Origin of the sequence: Nitrospirillum amazonense (genome assembly GCF_007828045.1) — a bacterium.
Classification (GTDB): Bacteria; Pseudomonadota; Alphaproteobacteria; order Azospirillales; family Azospirillaceae; genus Nitrospirillum; species Nitrospirillum amazonense_C.
Genome location: NZ_VITN01000006.1, coordinates 131867 through 154338, shown reverse-complemented (window position 1 = coordinate 154338; position 22472 = coordinate 131867). Strand labels below are relative to the sequence as shown.

At 67.0% G+C, this 22472-nt stretch carries 22 protein-coding genes; 7 read left to right on the top strand and 15 right to left on the bottom strand.

Going from position 1 to position 22472, the window contains the following annotated elements; genetic code table 11:
• Positions 1-120: 120 nt before the first annotated feature.
• Both FBZ89_RS12255 and FBZ89_RS12250 read left to right on the top strand, forming a co-directional pair.
• On the top strand, positions 121-609 hold the full coding sequence (locus FBZ89_RS12255) for a hypothetical protein (protein WP_145750258.1): 489 nt from the start codon (positions 121-123) through the stop codon (positions 607-609).
• A gap of 182 nt (positions 610-791) precedes the next feature.
• Positions 792-2483 carry a methyl-accepting chemotaxis protein gene (locus tag FBZ89_RS12250; protein WP_145750257.1) on the top strand — a complete coding sequence of 564 codons (1692 nt, stop codon included), beginning with the start codon at positions 792-794 and terminating at the stop codon, positions 2481-2483.
• A gap of 63 nt (positions 2484-2546) precedes the next feature.
• Here FBZ89_RS12250 and FBZ89_RS12245 read toward each other — a convergent pair whose 3' ends face one another.
• The 3 genes from FBZ89_RS12245 to FBZ89_RS12235 form a co-directional block, all read right to left on the bottom strand.
• A complete protein-coding gene (locus FBZ89_RS12245) occupies positions 2547-4364 on the bottom strand; it encodes a DUF885 domain-containing protein (RefSeq protein ID WP_145750256.1) in 1818 nt (605 codons plus the stop codon).
• Between the two features lie 130 nt (positions 4365-4494).
• Positions 4495-5043 (bottom strand): hemerythrin domain-containing protein, encoded by a 549-nt coding sequence (locus tag FBZ89_RS12240; protein ID WP_186457318.1) that lies wholly within the window; start codon positions 5041-5043, stop codon positions 4495-4497.
• 86 nt (positions 5044-5129) lie between these two features.
• Positions 5130-5576 carry a hypothetical protein gene (locus FBZ89_RS12235; RefSeq protein WP_145750255.1) on the bottom strand — a complete coding sequence of 149 codons (447 nt, stop codon included), beginning with the start codon at positions 5574-5576 and terminating at the stop codon, positions 5130-5132.
• 76 nt (positions 5577-5652) lie between these two features.
• Between FBZ89_RS12235 and FBZ89_RS12230 the strand changes: the two genes are divergently transcribed.
• Positions 5653-6945 carry an NCS2 family permease gene (locus FBZ89_RS12230; RefSeq protein WP_145750254.1) on the top strand — a complete coding sequence of 431 codons (1293 nt, stop codon included), beginning with the start codon at positions 5653-5655 and terminating at the stop codon, positions 6943-6945.
• A 752-nt stretch (positions 6946-7697) separates the two neighbouring features.
• Positions 7698-8594, top strand: a complete 897-nt coding sequence (locus FBZ89_RS12225) for a LysR family transcriptional regulator (protein WP_145750253.1) — start codon at positions 7698-7700, stop codon at positions 8592-8594.
• A gap of 44 nt (positions 8595-8638) precedes the next feature.
• On the opposite strand, the gene FBZ89_RS12220 is transcribed toward FBZ89_RS12225, so the two are convergent.
• Positions 8639-9196 carry a DNA-3-methyladenine glycosylase I gene (locus tag FBZ89_RS12220; protein WP_145750252.1) on the bottom strand — a complete coding sequence of 186 codons (558 nt, stop codon included), beginning with the start codon at positions 9194-9196 and terminating at the stop codon, positions 8639-8641.
• A 79-nt stretch (positions 9197-9275) separates the two neighbouring features.
• Between FBZ89_RS12220 and FBZ89_RS12215 the strand changes: the two genes are divergently transcribed.
• From FBZ89_RS12215 to FBZ89_RS12205, 3 genes are all read left to right on the top strand, one after another.
• Positions 9276-10457 carry an iron-containing alcohol dehydrogenase gene (locus FBZ89_RS12215; protein WP_145750251.1) on the top strand — a complete coding sequence of 394 codons (1182 nt, stop codon included), beginning with the start codon at positions 9276-9278 and terminating at the stop codon, positions 10455-10457.
• 70 nt (positions 10458-10527) lie between these two features.
• Positions 10528-10866 (top strand): hypothetical protein, encoded by a 339-nt coding sequence (locus FBZ89_RS12210; RefSeq protein WP_145750250.1) that lies wholly within the window; start codon positions 10528-10530, stop codon positions 10864-10866.
• A 266-nt stretch (positions 10867-11132) separates the two neighbouring features.
• The gene (locus FBZ89_RS12205; protein WP_211115201.1) at positions 11133-11477 is read left to right on the top strand and encodes a YXWGXW repeat-containing protein; all 345 of its coding nucleotides are present in this window, start codon (positions 11133-11135) and stop codon (positions 11475-11477) included.
• 78 nt (positions 11478-11555) lie between these two features.
• On the opposite strand, the gene FBZ89_RS12200 is transcribed toward FBZ89_RS12205, so the two are convergent.
• The 11 genes from FBZ89_RS12200 to FBZ89_RS12150 all read right to left on the bottom strand — a co-directional run bounded on the left by FBZ89_RS12200 (position 11556) and on the right by FBZ89_RS12150 (position 22367).
• Complete coding sequence (locus FBZ89_RS12200) at positions 11556-12089, bottom strand: hypothetical protein (protein WP_145750249.1); 534 nt, start codon at positions 12087-12089, stop codon at positions 11556-11558.
• A complete protein-coding gene (locus FBZ89_RS12195; RefSeq protein ID WP_145750248.1) occupies positions 12089-12595 on the bottom strand; it encodes a hypothetical protein in 507 nt (168 codons plus the stop codon). Before FBZ89_RS12195 ends, FBZ89_RS12200 begins: the two co-directional genes overlap by 1 nt.
• A 60-nt stretch (positions 12596-12655) precedes the next feature.
• Positions 12656-12919 carry a DUF1467 family protein gene (locus tag FBZ89_RS12190; protein WP_145750247.1) on the bottom strand — a complete coding sequence of 88 codons (264 nt, stop codon included), beginning with the start codon at positions 12917-12919 and terminating at the stop codon, positions 12656-12658.
• 97 nt (positions 12920-13016) lie between these two features.
• Positions 13017-14681, bottom strand: a complete 1665-nt coding sequence (locus FBZ89_RS12185) for a ribonuclease J (protein ID WP_186457317.1) — start codon at positions 14679-14681, stop codon at positions 13017-13019.
• Positions 14682-14725: 44 nt separating this feature from the next.
• Positions 14726-15517 carry a type III pantothenate kinase gene (locus FBZ89_RS12180; RefSeq protein ID WP_145750246.1) on the bottom strand — a complete coding sequence of 264 codons (792 nt, stop codon included), beginning with the start codon at positions 15515-15517 and terminating at the stop codon, positions 14726-14728.
• Positions 15518-15534: 17 nt separating this feature from the next.
• A complete protein-coding gene (locus FBZ89_RS12175; protein WP_246172144.1) occupies positions 15535-16323 on the bottom strand; it encodes a biotin--[acetyl-CoA-carboxylase] ligase in 789 nt (262 codons plus the stop codon).
• Positions 16320-17759 (bottom strand): NADH-quinone oxidoreductase subunit NuoN, encoded by a 1440-nt coding sequence (gene nuoN / locus FBZ89_RS12170; protein WP_145750245.1) that lies wholly within the window; start codon positions 17757-17759, stop codon positions 16320-16322. The genes FBZ89_RS12175 and nuoN overlap by 4 nt, the downstream gene beginning before the upstream one ends.
• An 18-nt stretch (positions 17760-17777) precedes the next feature.
• Positions 17778-19463 (bottom strand): NADH-quinone oxidoreductase subunit M, encoded by a 1686-nt coding sequence (locus FBZ89_RS12165; RefSeq protein ID WP_145750244.1) that lies wholly within the window; start codon positions 19461-19463, stop codon positions 17778-17780.
• A 19-nt stretch (positions 19464-19482) separates the two neighbouring features.
• On the bottom strand, positions 19483-21429 hold the full coding sequence (nuoL, locus tag FBZ89_RS12160) for an NADH-quinone oxidoreductase subunit L (protein ID WP_145750243.1): 1947 nt from the start codon (positions 21427-21429) through the stop codon (positions 19483-19485).
• A 5-nt stretch (positions 21430-21434) separates the two neighbouring features.
• On the bottom strand, positions 21435-21743 hold the full coding sequence (nuoK, locus tag FBZ89_RS12155; RefSeq protein ID WP_040846291.1) for an NADH-quinone oxidoreductase subunit NuoK: 309 nt from the start codon (positions 21741-21743) through the stop codon (positions 21435-21437).
• Between the two features lie 15 nt (positions 21744-21758).
• Positions 21759-22367 (bottom strand): NADH-quinone oxidoreductase subunit J, encoded by a 609-nt coding sequence (locus tag FBZ89_RS12150; protein ID WP_040846282.1) that lies wholly within the window; start codon positions 22365-22367, stop codon positions 21759-21761.
• Positions 22368-22472: the final 105 nt, after the last annotated feature.

Sequence of the window (22472 nt, the reverse complement as noted above, 5' to 3'; positions counted from 1 at the left end):
GACCCAGCCGTGACCAGAATTGCCGGCTGCGGCGAATGACCCATATGCTGATTTGGCAACAAGGGCATGGTCACATTCGGACCCCCGGTTGCGTCAGGGCTTGGGCGGGTGGGGGAATGGATGAGTCGCCTGACTGATCAAGAGGTGGTGGCGCGGGCCCTGGTCCATGCCCCCTACTTCAGAAGCGTCGAGCATCCGGGCCACCTGAACATCCTGGCTTCCTGGCTGCGGGAAAAGGCCACCGGCGACGCATTGCCCACGTGGCCACGGTTCCTGGATCGGGTTTGCGCCTGCTATCACGATTTCCTGGCCATGGCCGATTTCTGGCGTGAGCCGCCGCGCTGGCATTATGTCGGGTGGAACGCCGGCGGCATTCTGGCCAATTGTTTCGACGCCGCTGTTTGCCAACCGATTTCCATATCCTACCTACGCAACGCGCGGTCATGGCCGGCCTATGACGAGGTGGCCCTCTCAGGACGGATCCACGGCCTTCTGTCCCTGCCTGTCCGCCACGGCGACAGCGACGCGATGACCACGGCCATCGGCATCTTCAGCCTGACGCCCGACACCGCGCCGGCACTGCCCTTCCTCCACGAGATGCCGCATTGATCCCGGTTGGGATGACGGCCCCTCCCCACCGCGCAGAAAAATCCGTCTGACGGCGCACTAGCGACTTGCGTGCTTCAAATTTTAATAAAAAGCACATTATCTAACCTAAAAATAAAGCCCGCTTTAGTGGAAATGATCAGGAAGACGCGTGCTAGTGATAGCTAACTAAATAAGGTCAAATCATGCTAGAGAATACCAAAATCATTGTTAAGTTCTGTTTGGTCATCGCCGTGATGTCGCTCTGCGCCATTGCTATCGCCGCCTCCAGCTACGTCGGTATGTCCAGTTTGTCGGCGACAGCCCGTCGCCTGGACGTGATGGGCACGAACCTGCAACAGGCCAGCGATCTGCGGGCCAATATCCTTAGGATGAACCGCGCCGAATACCGCATCGCTGCCAGCCCGGCGGAGGTGGAGGACGCGGTGGCCAACGCGCAAAAACGCATCACGGACTTCAACCAAACGATGGCGGCATTGGAAAGCCAAGCCGAAGAAAAATATCGCCCGGCCTTGGCTCAGATAAAATCGACGTTCCGCGTTTATGAACAAAACTTTCAATCCACCGTCGCCGTTGGCCGCCGTCACGCCAACCTGCAGAATGACACTGCGCGCCAGGAGGTTCTGGACCAGGTGAGCCGGGCCCGTGCCGCGGCAACGTCCCTTGCCGATCAGATCGAAGCCTTGGAGGAGGTGCTGGACAAGGACGGGACCGTCGTGGCGGATGACGGCCAGGCGTTGGCCCGCAAACTGTCCTGGATGGTGATCGGCGTGGCGGCGGGCGGCATCGCCCTCGGCATGGCCATAGGCCTGCTGATCGCCCGGCGCGGACTGGTGACGCCCATCGGCCACATCGTCCGCGATCTTCAGGACCTGGCCCACGGCCGGTTGGATATCACCATCCAGGGCACGGAGCGTCGCGACGAGGTCGGTGACATCGCCAAGACCGCCCTGGTCTTCCGCGACAACGCCCGCGAAGCCGAGCGCCTGCGCGCCGAACAGGAGAAGGAGCAGACTGCCAGGACTTCCCGCGCCGCCGTGCTGGAGCGCCTAACCCACAGCTTCGACGCGCAGGCCGAGGAGGTCATCGGCACCGTGGCCGCCGCCGCCGCCCAGATGCAGGCCAGCGCCAGTTCGTTGTCAGCCTCCGCCGAGCAAACGACCCGGCAGGCGACCACCGTGGCCGCCGCCGCCGTGGAGGCGACCAGCAACGTACAGACCGCCGCGGCCGCGACGGAAGAGCTGGCATCGTCCACGCAGGAAATCAGCCGCCAGGTGGCCGATGCCGCCAGCGTGGCCGGCGACGCGGTGCGCCAGGCGACCCACACCGGCACCATTGTGGCCGGCCTGGAGCAGAGCGCGCAGAAGATCGGGGAGATCGTGGGCCTGATCACCAACATCGCCAGCCAGACCAACCTGCTGGCGCTTAACGCCACCATCGAGGCCGCCCGGGCAGGAGAGGCCGGCAAAGGCTTCGCGGTCGTGGCCAGCGAAGTGAAAAGCCTGGCCAACCAAACCGCCAAGGCCACCGAGGAGATCAGTGCCCAGATCGCCACCGTCCAAGGCGCGACGCGAGAGGCGGTGGCCGCCATCGGTGCCATCTCCGACACCATCGAAACCATCAATGGCATCGCCACCACCATCGCGTCGGCGGTGGAGCAGCAGGGTGCCGCCACGCAGGAGATCGCCCGCAACGCGCAGCAGGCCGCCATGGGCGCCGACAGCGTCACCCGTAACATCCAGGGCGTCTCCACCGCCGCCGATGAAACGGGGCATTCCGCCCACGATGTCCTGATGGCCGCGACCTCCATGGCGCGGGAGGCGGAAAAGATGCGCGGCCTGGTGGAGACGTTCCTGGCGGATACCAAGGCGGCCTGAGACAGGCTCGACCCACCCGGCCAATCCGGGCCCGAACGCGACGGTCCGGGCCCGGGAACCGGGTCAGCCCCGCTGGACGCGGGCGATGTAATCGCCCACCATGGTCTGCAGCACGTCCAGCGGCACGGCGCCCGAGTTCAGGCCCACCTGGTGGAAGTCCGTGATGTCGAACTTGTCGCCCAGCGCGGTCTTGGCCTGGTCGCGCAGGCGGTTCCAGAGCGTGTGGCCGATCTTGTAGCTGCAGGCCTGGCCCGGCCAGGCGCAGTAGCGGTCGGTCTCGCGCGTCATGGCGCTTTCGGTGTCGCCCGTCAGATCCACCATGTACTTCACCGCCTGTTCCCGGCTCCACCGCTTGTGGTGCATGCCGGTGTCGATGACACAGCGGCCGGCGCGGAACAGCAGGAACTTCAGGAATCCGATGCGGCCCAGCGGGTCGGCGTCGTACATGCCCAGCTCGTCGGCCAGCTGCTCGGCATACAGCGCCCAGCCCTCGCCATAGCCGGAGAAGAACATGTTGGCGCGGTAGAGCGGGATGCCCTTGGTCTCCTGCGCGATGCAGCCCTGTAGGTGATGGCCGGGAATGCCCTCGTGGTAGACGGTGGTGGGCAGCGACCATTTGGGCCATTCGGCCGTGTCGTGCAGGTTGAAGTAGATGGTGCCCACCCGGTCGCCTTCCAGCGGCGGGGATTCGTAGTAGGCCAGCGGCGCGCCGGCCTCGATGGCCGCCGGCACGCGCTGCACCCGCGCCTTGGCCTTGGGGATGTCGCGGAACATGCGCGGCAGGCGCGACGCCATGTCGTCCAGCTTCACCTGCAGGTCGGCCACCAGCTGGGCCTTGCCCTCGTCGGTGTTGGGATAGGTGCTCTCGGGCCGTGCGCGCAGGGCCTTGATGCGTTCCGCCACCGTGCCCTGGGTCAGGCCCTGGGCCGCCAGCAGCGATTCCAGCCGCGCGCCGATCTCCTTGGCCTGGTCCAGGCCGATCTGGTGTACCTCATCCGGGGACAGGGTGGTGGTGGTGCTGGACTTCAGGCCCTGGGCGTACCAGGCCTCGCCGTCCTTGATGTGCCAGACGCCGGCGTCGTGCGTGGCCGTCTTGCGGGCAGCCTCCACCGCCGCGATCTGGCGGTCCAGCGCCGGGCCGACCTTGTCGGTGTAGATCTTGGCCGCCTGGGCGCCGTAGGCGTCGCCCAGCCCCTTGTCCTTGGCGCGCTTGGCCACCGACGACACCAGGCCGGACGCCCCCGCGTCCACCCGCAGGGCGCGCAGCTGGGTCAGCGTCGTGTCCAGCATGAAGTCGGCGGCCAGGATGCCCTGGGCGGCATCATGCCTGAACTGCGCCGTCTCGGTGTCCAGCGCGCCGGCAAAGGCCTCCAGCCGCGCCAGATAGGCATCGGCGTCGGCCTTGACCTCGATGGGGTGGTGCACGTCCAGGAAGTTTGGGATGGACTGATAGGCGCCCTGCAACTGGCACAGCTCATAAGGCGACCCGCCGGAGCCGAAGGGGAATTTGCGGTCGGTTTCCACCGCCTCCGCCAGGACATATTCCACACTGTCGTAGTTCACGGCGTCGATGCCGGTCAGCGCCTTGCGATCGATGGCCTTCAGGCGGCGCAGCTGGCTTTCCGTGGCGGCGGTGTCGGCCTTGCGCCCGGCGGGGCTGCGATCGTCCAGCTTGGCGCGCAGGCCGGCCAGCTTGCCGGTGTCCATGCCGGCCATGGTGGCGCTTTCGGGGCTGCGCCGCAGGTCTTCCTGGAAGAAGACGTCCAGCAGGTGGTTCAGGTCGGCGGCGGGCTTGGAGTTTTGGGCGGCGAAGCCGGGGCGGACCGTGGCCAGGGCGACCGAGGCGGCGCTGGCGGCCAGGAAGGCGCGACGATTGAACATGAAGTCCCCATTATAATTTGATGGACGAGACTACCGCCCCCGGGGACCGCGAAAAAGGCCCGGCCTGTAACGCGATGGTTACAGGCGGCGCCCGCGCCCCGCCGGAGGGGCCACGGGCGCCATGCCGCCGTCAGGAGTAGGCCTTGCCCCACTCCGCCATCAGTTCCTCCTTGCGGGCCTTCAGGCGCTCGCCCATCTCGTTCAGGTCCTCGTCGCCGCGCTTGGCCTGGGAAAACAGGCCGCCGGGCTGTTCCTCTTCCTTGACGTGGTGCTTGATGTATTCACCCAGCACCTTGACCTTGGCGTCATAGAACGCGTCGCCGGGCTTCATGGCCTCGATCTCGGCGATCAGCTTCTTGGCGCCGTCATGCTCGACATAGGCTTCGTCCAGCATGTCGTCCTCCACCTCGCCCCGTTCCTCGGGATAGAAAATCTCTTCCTCGATGGCGGTGTGGACCTTCAGGGCCAGGGCGATCTTGTTGAACAGCGCCAGCTTCTCATCATCGCCGTCCAACTGCTCGTATTCGTCGAACCAGCCTTCGACCTCGCGGTGGTCCTTCTTCAACAGGCTGACCGCCAGCGGATCACGCGTGGCGGTGCGCCGGGTGCGGCGCGGCTTGGTGCGGGTCTTGGCCTTGGTGTGGCTGCTGTGGGCGGCGGTCTTGTGGGCCGTGGCCATGGGTGCGCTCCTTCTGCGGATGGTTGGCGCCGTTGTCGGGCCCCTGAAACCCTCCGCGCGCGCCCAAGGTTCCGCTTCGGTGCGCCTCAGCGGCCCGAGAGCTCTTGCTGGCGGCACAGCGCCGCCAGTTCATCCGCCGCCGGATCGGTCAGGGGCTGGCCGTTGAACAGCACCTGGTCCCCCTCCACCGTCAGCAGGCCCAGATAGGCGTCGGCCCGGGGCCAAGCCGTGCCGGGGGCGCGCGGCAGCGCGCGGGCCAGGCGCGCCGTCAGCGGGATCTCGATGCGCTGGGGCGCCGGCAGGCGGACACCGCCGTCCAGATCGGCCGGCGCGACGGGATTGCCGTCCACATCCACGCCCGGCTGATAGGCGACATCGGGCGCCGGCTCATGCCGCACCGCCCATTGGCAGGCGGCGGGATCGACGGCGATGGTGGGGCCTTTCGACGTGCTCCTCTGTGGCGCCCCCTGCCCCCAGGCGGCACCGGCCGCCAGCATCAGCAGGCCGGTCATCACAGCAGCGATCCGCGGCATTGGCTTTGTCCTTGCTTGGCGAGGGCGTCCGCGCCGACCATGGGCGCGATCCTTGAGAATAACGCGGGGGCATCACGTGCTTGATCGTTTTTTCGGGCTGACGCCCCATGGCACCACCGTGCGTACGGAGATCCTGGCCGGGGTCACCACCTTCCTGACCATGGCCTACATCATCTTCGTGAACCCCCAGGTGCTGGGCAAGGCCGGCATGGATCCGGGGGCGGTGTTCGTGGCCACCTGTCTGGCCTCCGCCCTGGGCTGCTTCATCATGGGGCTGTACGCCAACTATCCCATCGCGCTGGCCCCGGGCATGGGGCTGAACGCCTACTTCGCCTATTCGGTGGTGGGCGGCATGGGCTATCCGTGGCCGGTGGCGCTGGGCGCCGTCTTCCTGTCGGGCGTGGGCTTCACCCTGCTGAGCCTGCTGCCGGTGCGCGAGGCCATCGTCAACGCCATCCCGACGGGGCTGAAGCACGCCATCTCCGCCGGCATCGGCCTGTTCCTGGGCCTGATCGCCCTGCAGAACGCCGGCATCGTCGCGGCCCATCCCGCCACCATGGTGACCCTGGGGCCCCTGGGCAAGCCGCAGGCGTTGCTGGCCTGCGCCGGCTTCCTGGCGCTGGTGGTGCTGGCGGCGCGCGGGGTCACCGGCGCCGTGGTCATCGCCATCATCGGCACGGCGCTGGCCGGCATGGCGCTGGGCGTCACGCCCCTGATCGGCAGCCCCGTCTCCCTGCCACCCAACCCGGCGCCCACGCTGTTGCGGATGGATGTGGCCGGCGCCTTCAACATGGGCCTGACCGCCATCATCTTCGCCTTCCTGTTCGTCGACCTGTTCGACACCGCCGGCACGCTGGTGGGCGTGTCCCACCGCGCCGGGCTGCTGGACGCCCAAGGCCGCCTGCCCCGGCTGAAGCGGGCCCTGCTGGCCGACAGCCTGGCCACCACCGCCGGCGCGGCCTTGGGCACCTCCACCGTCACCGCCTATATCGAGAGTGCCGCCGGCACCTTCGCCGGCGGGCGCACCGGCCTGACCGCCGTGGTGGTCGGCCTGCTGTTCCTGGCCGCCCTGTTCCTGTCGCCGCTGGCGGCCGCCATCCCGGGCTACGCCACCGCTCCGGCGCTGTTCTACGTCGCCTGCCTGATGGTGCGCGGCCTGGCGGAGATCGATTGGGACGACGTGACCGACTCGGTTCCGGCGGTGATCACGGCCCTGGCCATGCCCTTCACCTTCTCCATCGCCGACGGCATCGCCTTCGGCCTGATCGCCCACTGCGCCATCAAGCTGCTGACCGGCAAGGGGCGGGAATTGGGTTTGGCCCTGCCCATTCTGGCGGCACTCTTTGTGCTGCGCTTCGCCCTGGCTTAAATGCCAGGTCCTTGATCCGCCTGGGGAATCCCCTGGCTTTCGTTGAGTGAAATTTATGATTGGCCGCTGTTTTTGACCGAAAAGGCCGCCTTTCGGGCATCATGCCTCGAAAATGATCAAAAAACAGATGACGGAATGATTTCGTCTCCCTATACTCCACCCTCGTAAACACAAGGGCATAAAAAAGACCGCGCTCGCGATAGCGCGGCGCGGCCTTGAGTTTAGGGAGGAATCGCCACCAAGCGACTCAATGTCAGAGGGGGATGTACCCTCCAACGCTTGGATAATGCTACGCCGAGTTTTCGAAAGGCAAGCCCTAACGGTGGGCTGGCCTTTCTTTTTGTGCTTTTTCTGTGCTTTTGCATAATGATTAGTCAATTGCCCAGCTTGTGAGCTGACAATTGCTCAATATATAAGCTGACGCTACCCTGCGACGCTTCGCAAACGCTCCGCAGCGCAACAGAATCGGCCCCGAATCATCCCCTTTTCATGTTGCGCCGCCGAAGGCCGCGCCGCCGTCTATCCGTAATGGCGGAGATCGCCCCTGCCGGACGACCGCGCCAATCGATCGCGGCTAGCACCGTCGGCCGAGGCGAAATGCCCAGGACGACGGCAAAGCCCCCGTGGTTGCGGTATCAGCCTGAATAATAGGCAATCGGCCGCCCACATCGACGCCAAACCCCCTCCCATGGACGACCATCGGGATTTCCGTTTAAAATCCCAACGCCCTTTATTCATTGCCGCTTGTGATCATGACGACCACCACTGCCGCTTCCTTCCGGCCCCTGGACCTGGACGCCGTGCACGCCTTCGTGTTGGTGGCCACGCTGCGCAGCTTCACCCGCGCGGCGGAGGCGCTGGGCACCACCCAGTCGGCCATCAGCCTGAAGCTGAAACGGCTGGAGGACAGGCTGGGCCAGCGGCTGCTGGAACGCACGCCGCGCCAGGTGCGGCTGTCGTCGCAGGGTGCCGCCTTCCTGGAACCGGCGCGCCGGCTTCTGACGGCGCACGACCTGGCCCTGGCCGGGCTGGAGGAGGCGCCGCATCGCCTGGTCATCGGCATCAGCGACCACGTCGCCGGCCGCGATCTGCCCGGCCTGCTGGCCCGCCTGCAGGGCCGTGACCCCGCCCTGGTGATGGAGGTGCGCATCGCCGCCTCGCGCGACCTGGGCGGCCTGCTGGAACGCGGAGAACTGGATGCCGCCATCCTGCGGCTGGAACCACCCCTGGACGGACGCCCGGCGGAACTGGCGGCCGAGGCGGGGGAGCCGCTGTTCATCGACCCGCTGTGCTGGTTCGCTGCCCCGGGCTGGGAGCCGCCGCCGGCCGCCCCGCTGCCCATCGCCACCCTGTCCGCCCCGTGCGGTGTGCGCGGCCATGCCGTGCGGGCGCTGGACGCCGCCGGCATCGCGTGGACGGAAGTGTTCGTGGGCGGCGGTGTGGCCGCGGTGGGCGCCGCCGTGCTGGCGGGCCTGGGCGTCGCGGCCCTGGCGCCGCGCGCGGCGCCCCTGGGCGCCATCGAGGTGGGCGGGCGCTTCGGCCTGCCGCCCCTGCCCAGCGCGCCGGTCGTGCTGCGCTCTGCCGTCAGCGACCGGCGCAGCCGCGCAGCCTTGGCGACACTGGTCGCGACGTTCAAAGCGACAGGCTGAAGGTAAACCAGCGCATGCTGGCACCGGCACCTGAGGACCACATACTAATATGCAAACCCCTCGGCCACGGCCTTGCGCCAGGGCTGGCCCAGCGCGGCCAGCTCATGATCCACAGGGCAGTCCTCGGCATGGGCCAGCGGCAGATAGCCGATGCTCATCAGGAATTCGCCCACGATCTCGCCGCCGGTGAAGCGGAAGGTGCGGCGGAACAGCTTCACCCACGCCGCCTTGGTCAGGGGATGGTGCGCGGCGATCCAGGCGGCGAAGCCGCCGTGGCTGGCGCGCAGACCCTGGATGACCCGGGCGTTGTGGATGGCGGCCTCGATCTTCAGGCGGTTGCGCACGATGCCGGCGTCCTGCATCAGGCGTTCCACGTCACTGGGTCCGAGGGCGGCCACCTTATCGACGTCGAAGCCATGGAAGGCGGCGTTGAAGGCCTGCCGCTTGCGCAGCACCACCAGCCAGGACAGGCCGGCCTGGTTGACCTCCAGCATCAGGCGCTCGAACAGCACCGCCTCATCCGTCGTTGGGAAACCATGTTCCCGCTCATGGTAAGGCCCGTGGAAGGGATGGCCCGGGGCGATGACGCAATATCCCGACATGGGCTGAAATCCTGTGGTGAAGGGTAGGAGGATGACGCGGGCGGATGCTAGAAGGGGACGCGGCAGGAGGAAACCCCAAATGACCCCAGCGATCACCGACGCCCATCACACCGACTTCACGTTCGAGACCACGCCCCGCATCCTGGCCCAGGTGGGTGGGGCCGGGCGGCTGGGGGAACTGGCGCGCGACCTTGGGGTGGGGCGCGTCTTCGTGGTGACCGATCCCGGCCTGGTGAAGGCCGGGGTGGTGGAACCGGCCTTGGCCGGCCTGCGTGCCGCCGGCATCGAGACCGTGCTGTACACCGAGGTACAGGCTGACCCGCCGGAGGCGGTGGTGCTGCACGCCGTGGCCACCGCCCGCGCGGCCCAGGCGGATGCCGTCATCGGCCTGGGCGGCGGCAGTTCCCTGGACACGGCCAAGCTGGTAGCCCTGTTGGCCGGCCATCCGCAGAACCTGCCCGACATTTACGGCATCAACCTGGCGCGTGGCCCCCGGCTGAAGCTGATCCAGGTGCCGACCACGGCGGGCACGGGCTCAGAGGTGACGGCCATCGCCATCGTCACCACGCCCAGCCATGAGAAGAAGGGCGTGGTCAGTCCTCTGCTCTACCCTGACGCCGCCGTGCTGGACGCGACGCTGACCCTGGGCCTGCCCCCGGCGGTGACGGCCATGACCGGCATCGACGCCATGGTGCATGCCATCGAGGCCTACACCAGCCGGCTTAAGAAAAACCCCCTGTCCGACAGCCTGGCCACCCGGGCGCTGACGCTGCTGTATGCCAACCTGCCCCGTGTGCTGGCCGACGGCCGCGACGTGGCGGCCCGCGCCGCCATGCTGCAGGGCTCGCTTCTGGCCGGCATGGCCTTCGCCAACGCGCCGGTGGCGGCGGTGCACGCCCTGGCCTATCCCCTGGGCGGCCATTTCCATGTGCCGCACGGCCACAGCAACGCCCTGGTGCTGGCCCCGATCCTGGCCTTCAATCGCGGCCATGCGGAGCGGGCCTATGCCGAGTTGGGCCGCCTGATCGACCCGGCGTTGAGCGGCGCCGACGATACGGCCGCTTCCCACGGTTTCGTGGACGCCATGACCCGGCTGATGGGCGCCATGCCCTTCGGCCGGCGCCTGGCGGACGTGGGCGTCACCGCCGATCACATCCCCCTGCTGGCGGCGGACGCGATGAAGGTGCAGCGCCTGCTGGTCAACAACCCCCGCCCCGTCACCCTGGACGATGCCGTGGCCCTGTACAGCGCCGTCCTCTGATCCCCTGGCCTCTGATCCGCTGGCCTCTGATCCCCCATCCTCTGATCCGCTGAGAGCGTCCCCTCCGCCCATGACCCCGACCCTGTCGCCCGCCGCCCGCCGCCGCCTGTTCCGCAACGTGCTGGCCTTTTTCGTCACCCTGGCCGCCGTCAGCGTGGCGGCGGGGTTCATCGGCGGCACCATGGCCGTGGTGCTGGTGCTGCGCCTGGTGTTCGGCATCGGCGCGCTGTGTTCCGGCGTGTGGATGTTTTTCCTGCTGGCGCGCCAAATGATCCGCAACGGCCGCCCGCCCCATCCCTTCTTCTATGGCGGCTACGCCATCATCCTGGGCTGCCTGGGCGGCGTGGCGGTATTGGGCGCCCTGATGCTGCTTCAGGTGGCGCAGCAGTTTTCTTGGGCCACGCCCTGATCCATCCAAATGGCGGCAAAACGCCTCAACCGGACTGGATAGCCCGGACGACATAGCCACCGGTGGACATATGAACATTTTCCAGTAGAGCGGACAAAATGTGGAGCCGGCGGCGACACTATTTTGCCATCAATCCTTGGCCTCATTGGCGGTGATGGCCGGGTGATTGGCGTTTACCTGCGTTAAATGCGACGGGACCTTGCCGTCTTCTTCGTAACAACGGTGGCGCCAATGATATCGGCCCGATCAAACCAAGAGGTGACCCCATGAAGTCCGTCATGAAGTCCGCCCGCGTCACCGTCAGCGCCGCCGCCCTGGCCGTGGCCCTGACCGGTGGCCTGTTCATCGCCGGCGCCGGCACGGCCAACGCCCAGGTGGGCGTGGACCTGTGGGTGCGCGAGGCCCCGCCGCCGCCGCGTCACGAGGTGATTCCCCCGCCGCCGGAACCCGGCCATGTCTGGGTGGGCGGCCACTGGGCCTGGCATGATCGCTGGGACTGGGAGGAAGGCCATTACGCCGCCCCGCCCCATCCCCATGCCCATTGGGTGCCCGGCCACTGGCGGACCCGCCCCGACGGCCGCCATATGTGGGTCGAGGGCCACTGGCGCTAACCACGGCCAGGGCTGAATGAAAAAGGGCGGCATCGGGTCCACCGGTGCCGCCCCTTCCTTATGCGTATTCAGGGGTCTTCAACGCCGGCGGAAAGCCACGGCGCCCAGGACCCGGTATCCCATGGAGGCGCTGAAGCGCTGGGCGGCGCGCTTGGTCGCCTCCTCCGCCGTATCGGCCCCCACCAGGTAGACGCGGCCGGACACCCAATCGTCGACATAATCGGACGGCGCCATGCGGGCGGTCGCCGTCTCGCCGAAATCGGGGTTGGAGATGGTCAGTTCCCAGAAGTGCTGCGCATTCAAGGTCTGGCGGTCCAGCAGGACCAGGGGCTGCAGCCGCCGTTCGCGCAGGGCCTTGCGCTCCTTGTCCAGGTTGTCCAGCTCCTCGCGCAGTTCCTCCAGCGTGGTGTCCACCGTGTCCATGGTGTTGGTGATCTGTTCCAGCTCACCGGAGGTGCCGTCGATCTCCTGCCGGAACTGGGCCACCAGGGCCTCGCGCTTTTCCAGCTGGCGGCTCAGTTCCAGCCGGCGCACCGTCAGTTCCCGCCACTGGCGGAACAGCAGCGCCGCCAGCAGGCCGATCATCAACAGCATCAACCAACCCAGTTCCATCACGCCCCCCGACGGAAGCCGGTGGGGCGCAAGGGGCCCTTTTCCGGGAAGTGCATTTCAATCTGGCGCCGGGCGGCGGCCTCCGATTCAGCCCAGATGCTGCCGCGGTGGTCGATGCCACGCAGGGCGGCCGGCAGCTCGCGCCCCGGTTCCACCGTGGCCGAGGGCATGAGGGTGCAGGCGTACTCCTCCTTATCCTTCGAGGGCTCGCCGATCTGGTGCAGGACGTAGAAGTCGCGGGCGCGCATGTCGTTGTTGTCGATGCGCAGCTGGGAAATGGCCATGCGCATCTTGGCCGCGTCCGACCGCTTCGAGCCCAGCGCCATACGCTGCTGCTCCAGGAAGGACAGAACTTGCGTCTTCTCGTTGGAAACGGCGCGCATCTTGTCGGTGGAAGATCCCAGCGACTTACGCAGGCGCAATTCCACGGTCTGCCGCCACAGCCACAGCAGAATGGCGGCCAGCAGCAGCAGGGCGGAAAACCCCATCAGGATTTGGATCAGCATTCCCCAGACGACCGTACCGGCCCGGACCAACCGCGACCGGCCGCGCCAACCCCGCTCGCCTCAAGAAGGCGCATTCCCCGGGGGATCGAACAGCTGGTCGTAGTTAATGAGGCCAAAATGAAAAACAGCCCAGACGAGCCCGAGAATTACCGCTGAAATCAGGCTCGTCCATATGAATTTGCGCTTGAGGTCGGGAAATACCGGGGCACCGGGATCATTGCCCTTTTGCGGGCTGTCATCGCGCCGCACGCCAATGGGCAGCACCGCGAACAGAACCACCCACCACAGCGTGAAATAGATCGCGACCAGCGTGACCAGGCTCATGACGCTTCCCATCCCCAGGGCCCGCGGTCAGCGCGCGGAAAGGCGCGCACCCGGGCCGTTTTGGCGGCGTCCCAGGGGCGCCGCTTCCCCTGTCGGCCTAAACCCGTACCAGGTGCACCTCGGTCACCGGCTTGCGGCCCTGGGCCGCGTGGAAGGTGCGGCGCACGGCCAGGCGCGCGGCCTCGGTCACGGCCGCGTCATCCCGCCGCTCCGCCTCGGCCAGCTTGTCCACCGCCTGGCCGATGCCCTTGACGAGGCCCTCGATGAACAGCGCGTCCTCTTCCCCGTCCAGCAGGCCGATGACCGACAGCTTGGGGTCCGCCAGCAGCTCGGTATCGTCCATCACCAGGGTGACGACCGCCGCGCCGTTGAAGACCATGCGGTTGCGCGTGCGCAGCAGAGTGCCCCCCAGGGGCACGAGGCGGCGACCGTCCAGGCACAGCTTGCCCGAAGGCACGGTGCCGATGATCTCCGGCTCTCCCGGGCCGATGCGGATGACGACGCCATTCTCCGGCACCAGGGCGCGTGGCACCTGGCATTCCAGCGCCAGGTCGGCGTGGGCCTTCAGGTGGCGCTGCTCACCATGCACCGGCACGGCCAGGAAAGGACGCACCCACTGGTACATCTGCGCCAGCTCATCCCGCGCCGGATGGCCGGAGACGTGGACATCGGCGTCGCTGGCCGTCACCACCTCGATGCCCCGGCGGATCAGGCCGTTCTGCACCTTGGCGATGGCCTTTTCGTTGCCCGGAATCTCGCGGGAGGAGAAGACCACCACGTCGCCCGGCTCCAGGTCGATCTCGGGGTGGTCGCCATCGGCGATACGGGCCAGGGCGGCGCGCGGCTCCCCCTGGCTGCCGGTGCAGATCAACACCTGGGCCTCGCGCGGCAGATAGCCCACGTCATGCTCGGTGACGAAGGGTGGCAGATCCTTGAGGTAGCCGGTGGCGCGCGCCGCCCCATTGATGCGGCGCAGGCTGCGGCCCACCAGGGCCACCTGGCGGTCGTGCGCGGCGGCGGCCTTGGCAATGGAATGCAGGCGGGCGACGTTGGTGGCGAAGCAGGCCACGGCCACGCGGCGGCCGGGGTAACGGCCGATCAGCTCCTCCAGCCCCACGGCGACGGTGCCCTCCGACCCCGAGGTGCCGGGCACGGTGGCGTTGGTGCTGTCGCAGACCAAGGCGGTGACCCCCTGGTGCCCCAGGGCGATCAGCGCCGCCTCGTCCACCGGCGCGCCCACGCGGGGGTCGGGGTCCAGCTTCCAGTCGCCGGTGTGCAGGACGGTGCCGCCGGGGGTGCGGATGACCAGGGCGTTGGGCTCGGGAATGGAATGGGTGAGGCTGATCAGCTCGATATCGAAGGGGCCGACCTGGAAGCGGCCGGACAGCGGCACCTCGATGATCTGCACCAGGCCGCTGAACTCCGTCTCGCGCAACTTGGCGCGCAGCACGGCGGCGGTGAAGGGCGTGGCGTAGACGGGGCAGCGCAGCTCAGTCCATAGGTACTGCACGGCACCCAAATGGTCCTCATGCGCGTGGGTCAGCACCAGGCCGGCCAGGTCTTCCCGGCGCTCGGCGATGAACTCGGGATCGGGCATGACCACGTCCACGCCCGGCGCGGCGTCATCGCCGAAGCTGACGCCCAGGTCGACCATCAGCCACTTGCCGGCGTGACGATAGAGGTTGAGGTTCATACCAATTTCGCCGGACCCACCCAACGGCAGGAAATACAGGGCGTCGGGGGACAGCAAATCGTCGATCATGGAAACCTGGAAAACGGGAAACGGCGGGATGGGCGAACGGGGCGTCAGCCCCCTGATTTGGCGTTGCGGCGATGGATGAGCAAGAGGCCGCGTAGGGTCAGGTCGGCATCGATGTGATCGACCATGCCCGTTTCCTCCGCGAACACCCGCACCATACCGCCCGTGCCGATGACGGTGACGGGGGGTGTGCCGCTGGGCGACAGCTCTGCCTTGATACGGCGCAGCAGGCCCTCGATCATCGCGGTATAGCCCCAATACATGCCGGATTGCATGGCGCCCACTGTGCCGCGGCCGATGACGCGGTCGGGCTTGGCGATGTCCACCTTGGGCAATTGGGCGGCCACGCGGTGCAGGGCATCCAGCGACAGGGTGGGCCCGGGGGCGATGATGCCGCCGGCAAAGGCGCCGTCGGCATCGACCACGTCGAAGGTGGTGCCGGTGCCGATATCCAGGACGACCAGCGGCGCCGGATATCGTTCCGTTGCCGCAACGGCGTTGACCAGGCGGTCGGCGCCGGCCTCACGCGGGTTGTCGATGCGGATCTCGATGCCCACGTCCACCGCCGGGTCGCCGATGCGCATGGGTACGCAGCCGAAATGATCCATGCACAGCCGGATCAGGTCGGGTGTGGCCGCCGGGACGACGGAGGACAGGATGGCGGCGTTGACATCCTGGGCCGCCAGCCCCTTCAGGGCCATGGCCGATGTCAGCCACACCGCGTACTCGTCGGAGGTGCGGCGGCTGTCGGTGGAAATGCGCCAACGGCCCCGGGGCGTGTCGCCGTCATAGATGGCGAAGACCACGTTGGTGTTGCCGGCGTCGATGGCGAGCAGCATGGGGCGGGCTCCCTATCTCAGGCGGTGGACTGGACAGCGTGGGGGAAGAAGACGTCGCCGGCCGTGACCTTCACCGTGCCGCCGGCGGTTTCCACCAGCAGGGCGCCATCGGCGTCCAGATCGACCAGGCGTCCCTCGAACGCGCGGTCATGCAGGCGGACGGCGACGGGACCGCCGATACCCTGGGCAGCGTTCAGCCAGGCGGCGCGCACGGGCGCGAAACCATAATTCTGCCAGCGGCGGTACCAACGGTCAAAGGCGCGGGCATAGGCGGCCATGACCAGGTCGGGCTCCACATCCGCGCCCTGGGTCAGCAGGGACGTGGTGGCGTAGCCCGGGGTGTCCGGATGGTGTCGCACGTTCATGCCCATGCCGACGGCCACCCAGGCGACGCTACCGTCCGCCTCCGCCTCGGATTCCAGCAGGATACCAGCGATCTTGGCGCCCTCGACCAGGACGTCGTTGGGCCATTTCAGCTTGGGCGCGGCGGCGATGAGGCCGTCCACCGCCTCCCCCGCCGCGAGCGCGGTGACGAAGGACAGCTCGGCCGCCCGTTGGGGCGTGCCGCCGGGGCGCAGCAACAGGGTACAGTAGAGATTGCCAGGCTCCGAGGTCCAGGAGCGGCCGCGCCGGCCACGCCCCGCCTCTTGGCGAACGGCCCGCACCAGCGTGCCTTCCGGCGCGCCAGCACGGGCCATGTCCTTGACGATATCATTGGTGCTGCCGCAGCGCTCCAGCACCGTCGGCCGGATCCACTCCGGCAGACGGTGGGACGGGGTGCTGGGGGTCAGCGCCCGCCCGCTCAATGGAACAGGCTGGCGGCGGCGGCGGCGGCGCCGTTCAGCACCGGGGTGCCGATCACCAGGGCCACCGGGAACACCACCAAGGCGGTGGCGGTGACGATCCAGGACAAGCCGGCCGTGGGACGGTCCAGCGGCTCCTTGACGTCGTCGAACCAGGAGACCTTACAGATCTTCAGGTAGTAGTAGAGGCTGATGCCGCTGGTCAGCGCCATGATGATGGACAGCGGGTACAGCCCGGCCTTCCATGCGGCCATGAACACCAGCAGCTTGCCGAAGAAGCCGGCCGCCGGCGGAACGCCCGCCATGGAGAACATGAAGACGGCCAGGGCCAGGGCCAGCATGGGGTTGGTCTTGGAGAGGCCCGCCAGATCGGCGATCTCTTCCACGGCCTTACCCTTCTGGCGCATGCCGATGATGATGGCGAAGGTGCCGACGGTCATCACCAGGTAGATCGCCATGTAGATCAGCACGGCCTGCACGCCCTCGGCGGTGCCCGCCGCCACGCCGACCAGGGCGTAGCCGATGTTGGCGATGGAGCTGTAGGCCATCAGGCGCTTGATGTTGCTCTGGCGGATGGCCGCCAGGGAGCCCACCACCATGGAGGCGACGGAGCAGAACTCGATCACCTGGCGCCATTGCGGCAGCAGGGAACCGAAGGGCCCCTCCAGCACGCGGATGAACAGGCAGATGGCGGCCACCTTGGGCGCCACGGCGAAGAAGGCCGTAACCGGGGTGGGGGCGCCCTCGTACACGTCCGGCGTCCACATATGGAAGGGCACGGCGGAAATCTTGAAGGCCAGGCCGGCGGCGACGAAGACCAAGCCGACGATGACGCCCAGAGATGCCGGACCGGCCTGCAGAACCTGGGCGATGGTGATGAAGTTGGTGGTGCCGGCGAAGCCGTAGATCAGGCTGATGCCATACAGCAGCATGCCGGAGGACAAGGCACCCAGCACGAAGTACTTCAGGCCGGCCTCGGTGCTCTTGGCGGAATCGCGGCGGAAGGACGCGATGACGTAGAGCGACAGGCTCTGCAGTTCCAGGCCGACATACAGGGTCAGCAGGTCGTTGGCCGACACCATCATCATCATGCCGACGGTGGCCAGCAGCATGAGCACCGGATATTCGAACCGGTCCATGTCCTCGCGGGCGATGAAGTTCTGGGCGATGATGATGGAAAGGCCGGTACCCAGCAGGACCAGCAGCTTGGAGAAGACGGCGAAGCCATCGGTGATGAACAGGCCGGAGAAGGCCACGTCGTAGCCTTCCTGGCGGAACAGCAGCACGGCGGTGACCACCAGCGCCACCACAGCCAGGCCACTGACCAGGCGGGTGCCGTTCTTGCCGCTGAACACACCCAGCATCAGCAGCGCCAGCGCCGCCACGGCCAGGAAGATCTCAGGCAGGGCCGGGATCAGATCGGTAAGGACAGGTTGCATGGATCGTTTCCCGCTGGATCAGTGGCCGGCGTCGGGGTTGGCGTCCGCCTTGGGCTCGCTCTGGGCGGGCGCTTCGGCGGGCGTTTCAGAAGTGGTCGGCTCAACCGCCGGCTCGGTGCCCGGCGTCTCGCTGGTCGCCGGATGGGCCGAGAGGGTCCCGGCGTTGGCGGCCGGGACGAAGGCGGAGGCCGGGTTGGCGACCGGCGGGGTCAGACCCTCGGCGGCCAGGGCCTCGCGGTGGTGCGACAGGATGTGGTCCAGCGACGCGGCGTACACGCTGCTGAAGCTCTTCGGGTAGACGCCCATCATGATGACGATGGCGACCAGCGGGGCGAAGTAGAGGATCTCCTTCCCGTTCAGGTCGGGCATGGCGATCACGTCCGGCTTCTCCAGCTTGCCGTAGAACAGCTTGCGATAGAGCAGCAGCATGTAGGCGGCGCCGAACACCAGGCCGGTGGAGGCGAACAGGCCCACCCAGGTGTTAGCCTCGTACGCGCCCAGCATGGACAGGAACTCACCCACGAAACCCGAGGTGCCGGGCAGGCCGACCGAGGCCAGCATGAACAGCATGAACACCACGGCGTACTTGGGCATGTTGTGCGCCATGCCGCCGTAGCGCGCGATCTCACGGGTGTGCAGGCGGTTGTAGACCACGCCGATGCAGAGGAAGAGGGCCGCCGACACCACGGTATGCGACAGCATCTGGAACATGGCGCCGTCCAGGCCCTGGGCGTTGGCGGAGAAGATGCCCATACTGACGTAGCCCATGTGGGCCACGGAGGAATAGGCGATCATCTTCTTCATGTCGGTCTGCGCCAGCGCCACCAGCGAGGTGTAGATGATGGCGACGACCGACATCACGAACACCAGGTTGGTGTAGGTGGCCGAGCCGATGGGCAGCATCTGCAGGTTGGCGCGGATCAGACCGTAACCGCCCATCTTCAGCATGACGCCAGCCAGCATGACCGAACCGGCGGTCGGCGCCTCCACGTGGGCGAAGGGCAGCCAGGTGTGGAACGGCCACATCGGGGTCTTCACCGCGAAGGCGGCGAAGAAGGCCAGCCACAGGATCTTCTGCATGGACGGGTCGAAGGTGTGGTCCAGCATCACCCGCATGTCCATCGTGCCGACCTGCAGGTACATGGCGACGATGGCCAGCAGCATCAGGACGGAGCCGACGAAGGTGTAGATGAAGAACTTGTAGGCGGCATAGATGCGGCCCGGACCACCCCACACGCCGATCATCAGGAACATCGGCAGCAGGACACCTTCGAAGAAGATGTAGAACAGGATGAAGTCCAGCGCGGTGAACATGCCGACCAGCATGGTCTCCAGCAGCAGGAGCGCCATCATGAACTCCTTCACGCGCTTCTCGATGCTGTCCCAGGAGGCCAGCACGCAGACGGGCGTGAGGAAGGTCGAGGCCAGCACGAACCAGACGGACACGCCGTCGATACCGCGCAGGTACTGGATGCCCAAGGCGGGGATCCAGCTGTGTTCCTCCACCAGCTGGAAGCCGGCGCTGGAGGGGTCGAACTTCACCAGGATGAACAGCGAAACGATGAAGGTGAGAAGCGAGGTCGCGAGGGCGATCGCCTTCGCGTTTCGCGCCACGGCCTGTTCTTCGCCGCGCACCAGCAGGATGAGTAGGGCGCCAATCGACGGAAGGAACGTCGTCAGCGACAGGATCGGCCAATCAGCCATCTTAGATGCCTCGTCCTGCTCAGGGCTTGAAGTAGAACCAGCCGACCAGCGCGACCACGCCGATCACCATGGCGAATGCGTAGTGGTAGACGTACCCGGACTGCAAACGGCTGACGCCGGCGGCCACGCCGCGGGTGGTCTTGGCGACACCATCGGGGCCCAGGCCGTCGATGATGGCGCCGTCACCGGCCTTCCACAGGCCGAAGCCGAGGACCTGGGCCGGTTTCACGAACAGCACGTCGTAAATCTGGTCGAAGAAGTACTTGTTGAAGACCAGCACATGCAGCGGCTTCACGATCTTGGTGAAGGTCGCCGGGATGCCGGGCACGAACATGTAGCAGACGTACGCCAGGCCGATGCCGGCTAGGCCGACGATCAGCGGCAGGAGGCCCACCCACTCCGGCCCCTCATGGGCGGCGTGGATGCTGTCATGGGCGTGCAGGACCTGGATGGCGCCGCGCCAGAATTCGGCGCGGGCGGCATGGCCCACGAACCACTCGTAGCCGCCGATACCGGCGACCAGGGCGCCGATGGCCAGCACGGTCAGCGGACCGGTCATGACCAGCGGGCTTTCATGCACGTGGTCCATGACCTCCTTGGAGGCGCGCGGCTTGCCATGGAAGGTCATGATCAGCAGGCGCCAGGAGTAGAAGGCGGTCATGAAGGCGGCGGCGATGCCCAGCCAGTAGGCGAAGTGGCCGACGGCGGTGCCGGAGCCATAGGCCGCCTCCAGGACGATGTCCTTGGAGTAGAAGCCCGCAAAGCCGTACACGCCGGGAATGCCGACACCGGCCAGGGCCAGGTTGCCGATCCACATCACCACATAGGTGAAGGGGATGAGCCTGGCGATGCCGCCCATTTTGCGCATGTCCTGCTCGCCCGACATGGCGTGGATGACGGAACCGGCGCCCAGGAACAGCAGGGCCTTGAAAAAGGCGTGGGTCATCAGGTGGAAGACGGCGGCCTGGTAGGCCGACACGCCGATGGCGAAGAACATGTAGCCCAGCTGGCTCATCGTCGAATAGGCGATGACGCGCTTGATGTCGAACTGGGTCATGCCGATCGTCGCGGCGACGAAGGCGGTCAGGGCGCCCAGCACGGTCACCACGGCCAGCGCGGTGGGGGCGTACTCGAACACCGGGCTCATGCGGGCCAGCATGAAGACGCCGGCGGTCACCATGGTGGCGGCGTGGATGAGGGCCGACACCGGGGTCGGGCCTTCCATCGCGTCCGGCAGCCAGGTGTGCAGGCCCAGCTGGGCCGACTTGCCCATGGCGCCGACGAACAGCAGCAAGCAGGCGCAGTCCAGCGCCGACACATGCCAACCCAGGAAGTTGAAGGTGGCGTGGGCCTTGCCGGCGGCGGCCGGGAAGATCGTGCCGAATTCGACGCTGCCGAAGATGATGAAGATCGAGAAGATGCCCAGCGCGAAGCCGAAGTCGCCCACGCGGTTCACCAGGAACGCCTTCATGGAGGCGTCGTTGGCGCTCTTCTTCTCGAACCAGAAGTTGATCAGCAGGTACGAGGCGACACCGACGCCCTCCCAGCCGAAGAACATCTGCAGCAGGTTGTCCGAGGTCACCAGCATGAGCATCATGAAGGTGAACAGGCTGAGGTAGGACATGAACCGGGGCTTGTCCGGGTCATGGCTCATGTAGCCGACGGAGTAGATGTGGACCATGGTCGATACGCCGTTGACCACGATCAGCATGACCGCGGTCAGGGTATCGACGCGCAGGGCCCAATCGACGTGGAAGTCGCCGCTGGCAACCCAGTTGGCCAGCGGAACCACGGTGGCGTGTCCGTTCACGGCCACGTCGATGAACAGGATGACGGAGAGGATCAGTGCCACCACCATGGCGCCGCAGGTGACGAGCTGAGAGCCCAGGTCACCGATGCGACGGCCGAAGAAGCCGGCGATGAACGCCGCGAGGAGCGGCAGGAAGATTGCTGCGATAACGGCCATGGCCCTCAACCCTTCATCAGGTTGATGTCCTCAACCGCGATCGAGCCACGGTTGCGGAAGTAGATGACGAGGATGGCGAGGCCGATGGCGGCCTCGGCAGCCGCAACGGTCAGGATGAACAGGGCGAACACCTGTCCCACCAGATCGTGCAGGAAGACCGAGAAGGCGACGAGGTTGATGTTGACGGCGAGCAGGATCAGCTCGATCGACATCAGGATGATGATGACGTTGCGGCGGTTCAGGAAAATGCCGAACACACCCAGGATGAACAGGATGGCCGCCACCGACAGGTAGTGGCCCAGGCCGATATCCATCATGTTTCCCATGGTTTACACGCCCTCCCCGGTCTGGACCTTGACCACGGCCACCACGTCCTCGCGGCGGCGGGCCAACTGGTCGGCGATGACCTGGCGGCGCACGCCCTTGCGCGAGCGCAGGGTCAGCACGATGGCGCCGATCATGGCGACCAGCAGCACCAGGCCGGAGGCCTCGAAGATGAAGGCGTACTGGGTGTAGAGCAGGTCGCCCAGGGCCTGGGCGTTGCCCACGCTTTCCGGCGTCGGCGCCGCGCGGACGCTGTCCGCCGGGCCGGCGTAGACCCAGCCGGAGATCACCAGGCCCAGTTCCGCCAGCAGGGCCGCCCCCACGGCGAGGCCCGCCGGCAGGTAGCGCAGGAAGCCCTTGCGCAGTTCCTGGAAGTTGATGTCCAGCATCATGACGACGAAGAGGAACAGCACCGCCACGGCACCCACGTAGACGATGACCAGGATCATCGCCACGAATTCCGCCCCGATCAGCACGAACAGGCCGGCCGCGTTGAAGAAGGCCAGGATCAGGAACAGGACGGAGTGCACCGGGTTGCGCGCCGTGATCACCAGCATGCCGGCCAGCACCAGCACGGCGGCGAACAGATAGAAGGCGAGAGCGGGCAGTATCATCGGCGGCTCTCCTTCCGGTGCGGGTTGCGGACGTTGGCGATCAAGATTTCTCTCCGGTAACCGGGCCCATCGTCTGGGTCCCTGACTCGACGTCGGGGGCGCGGG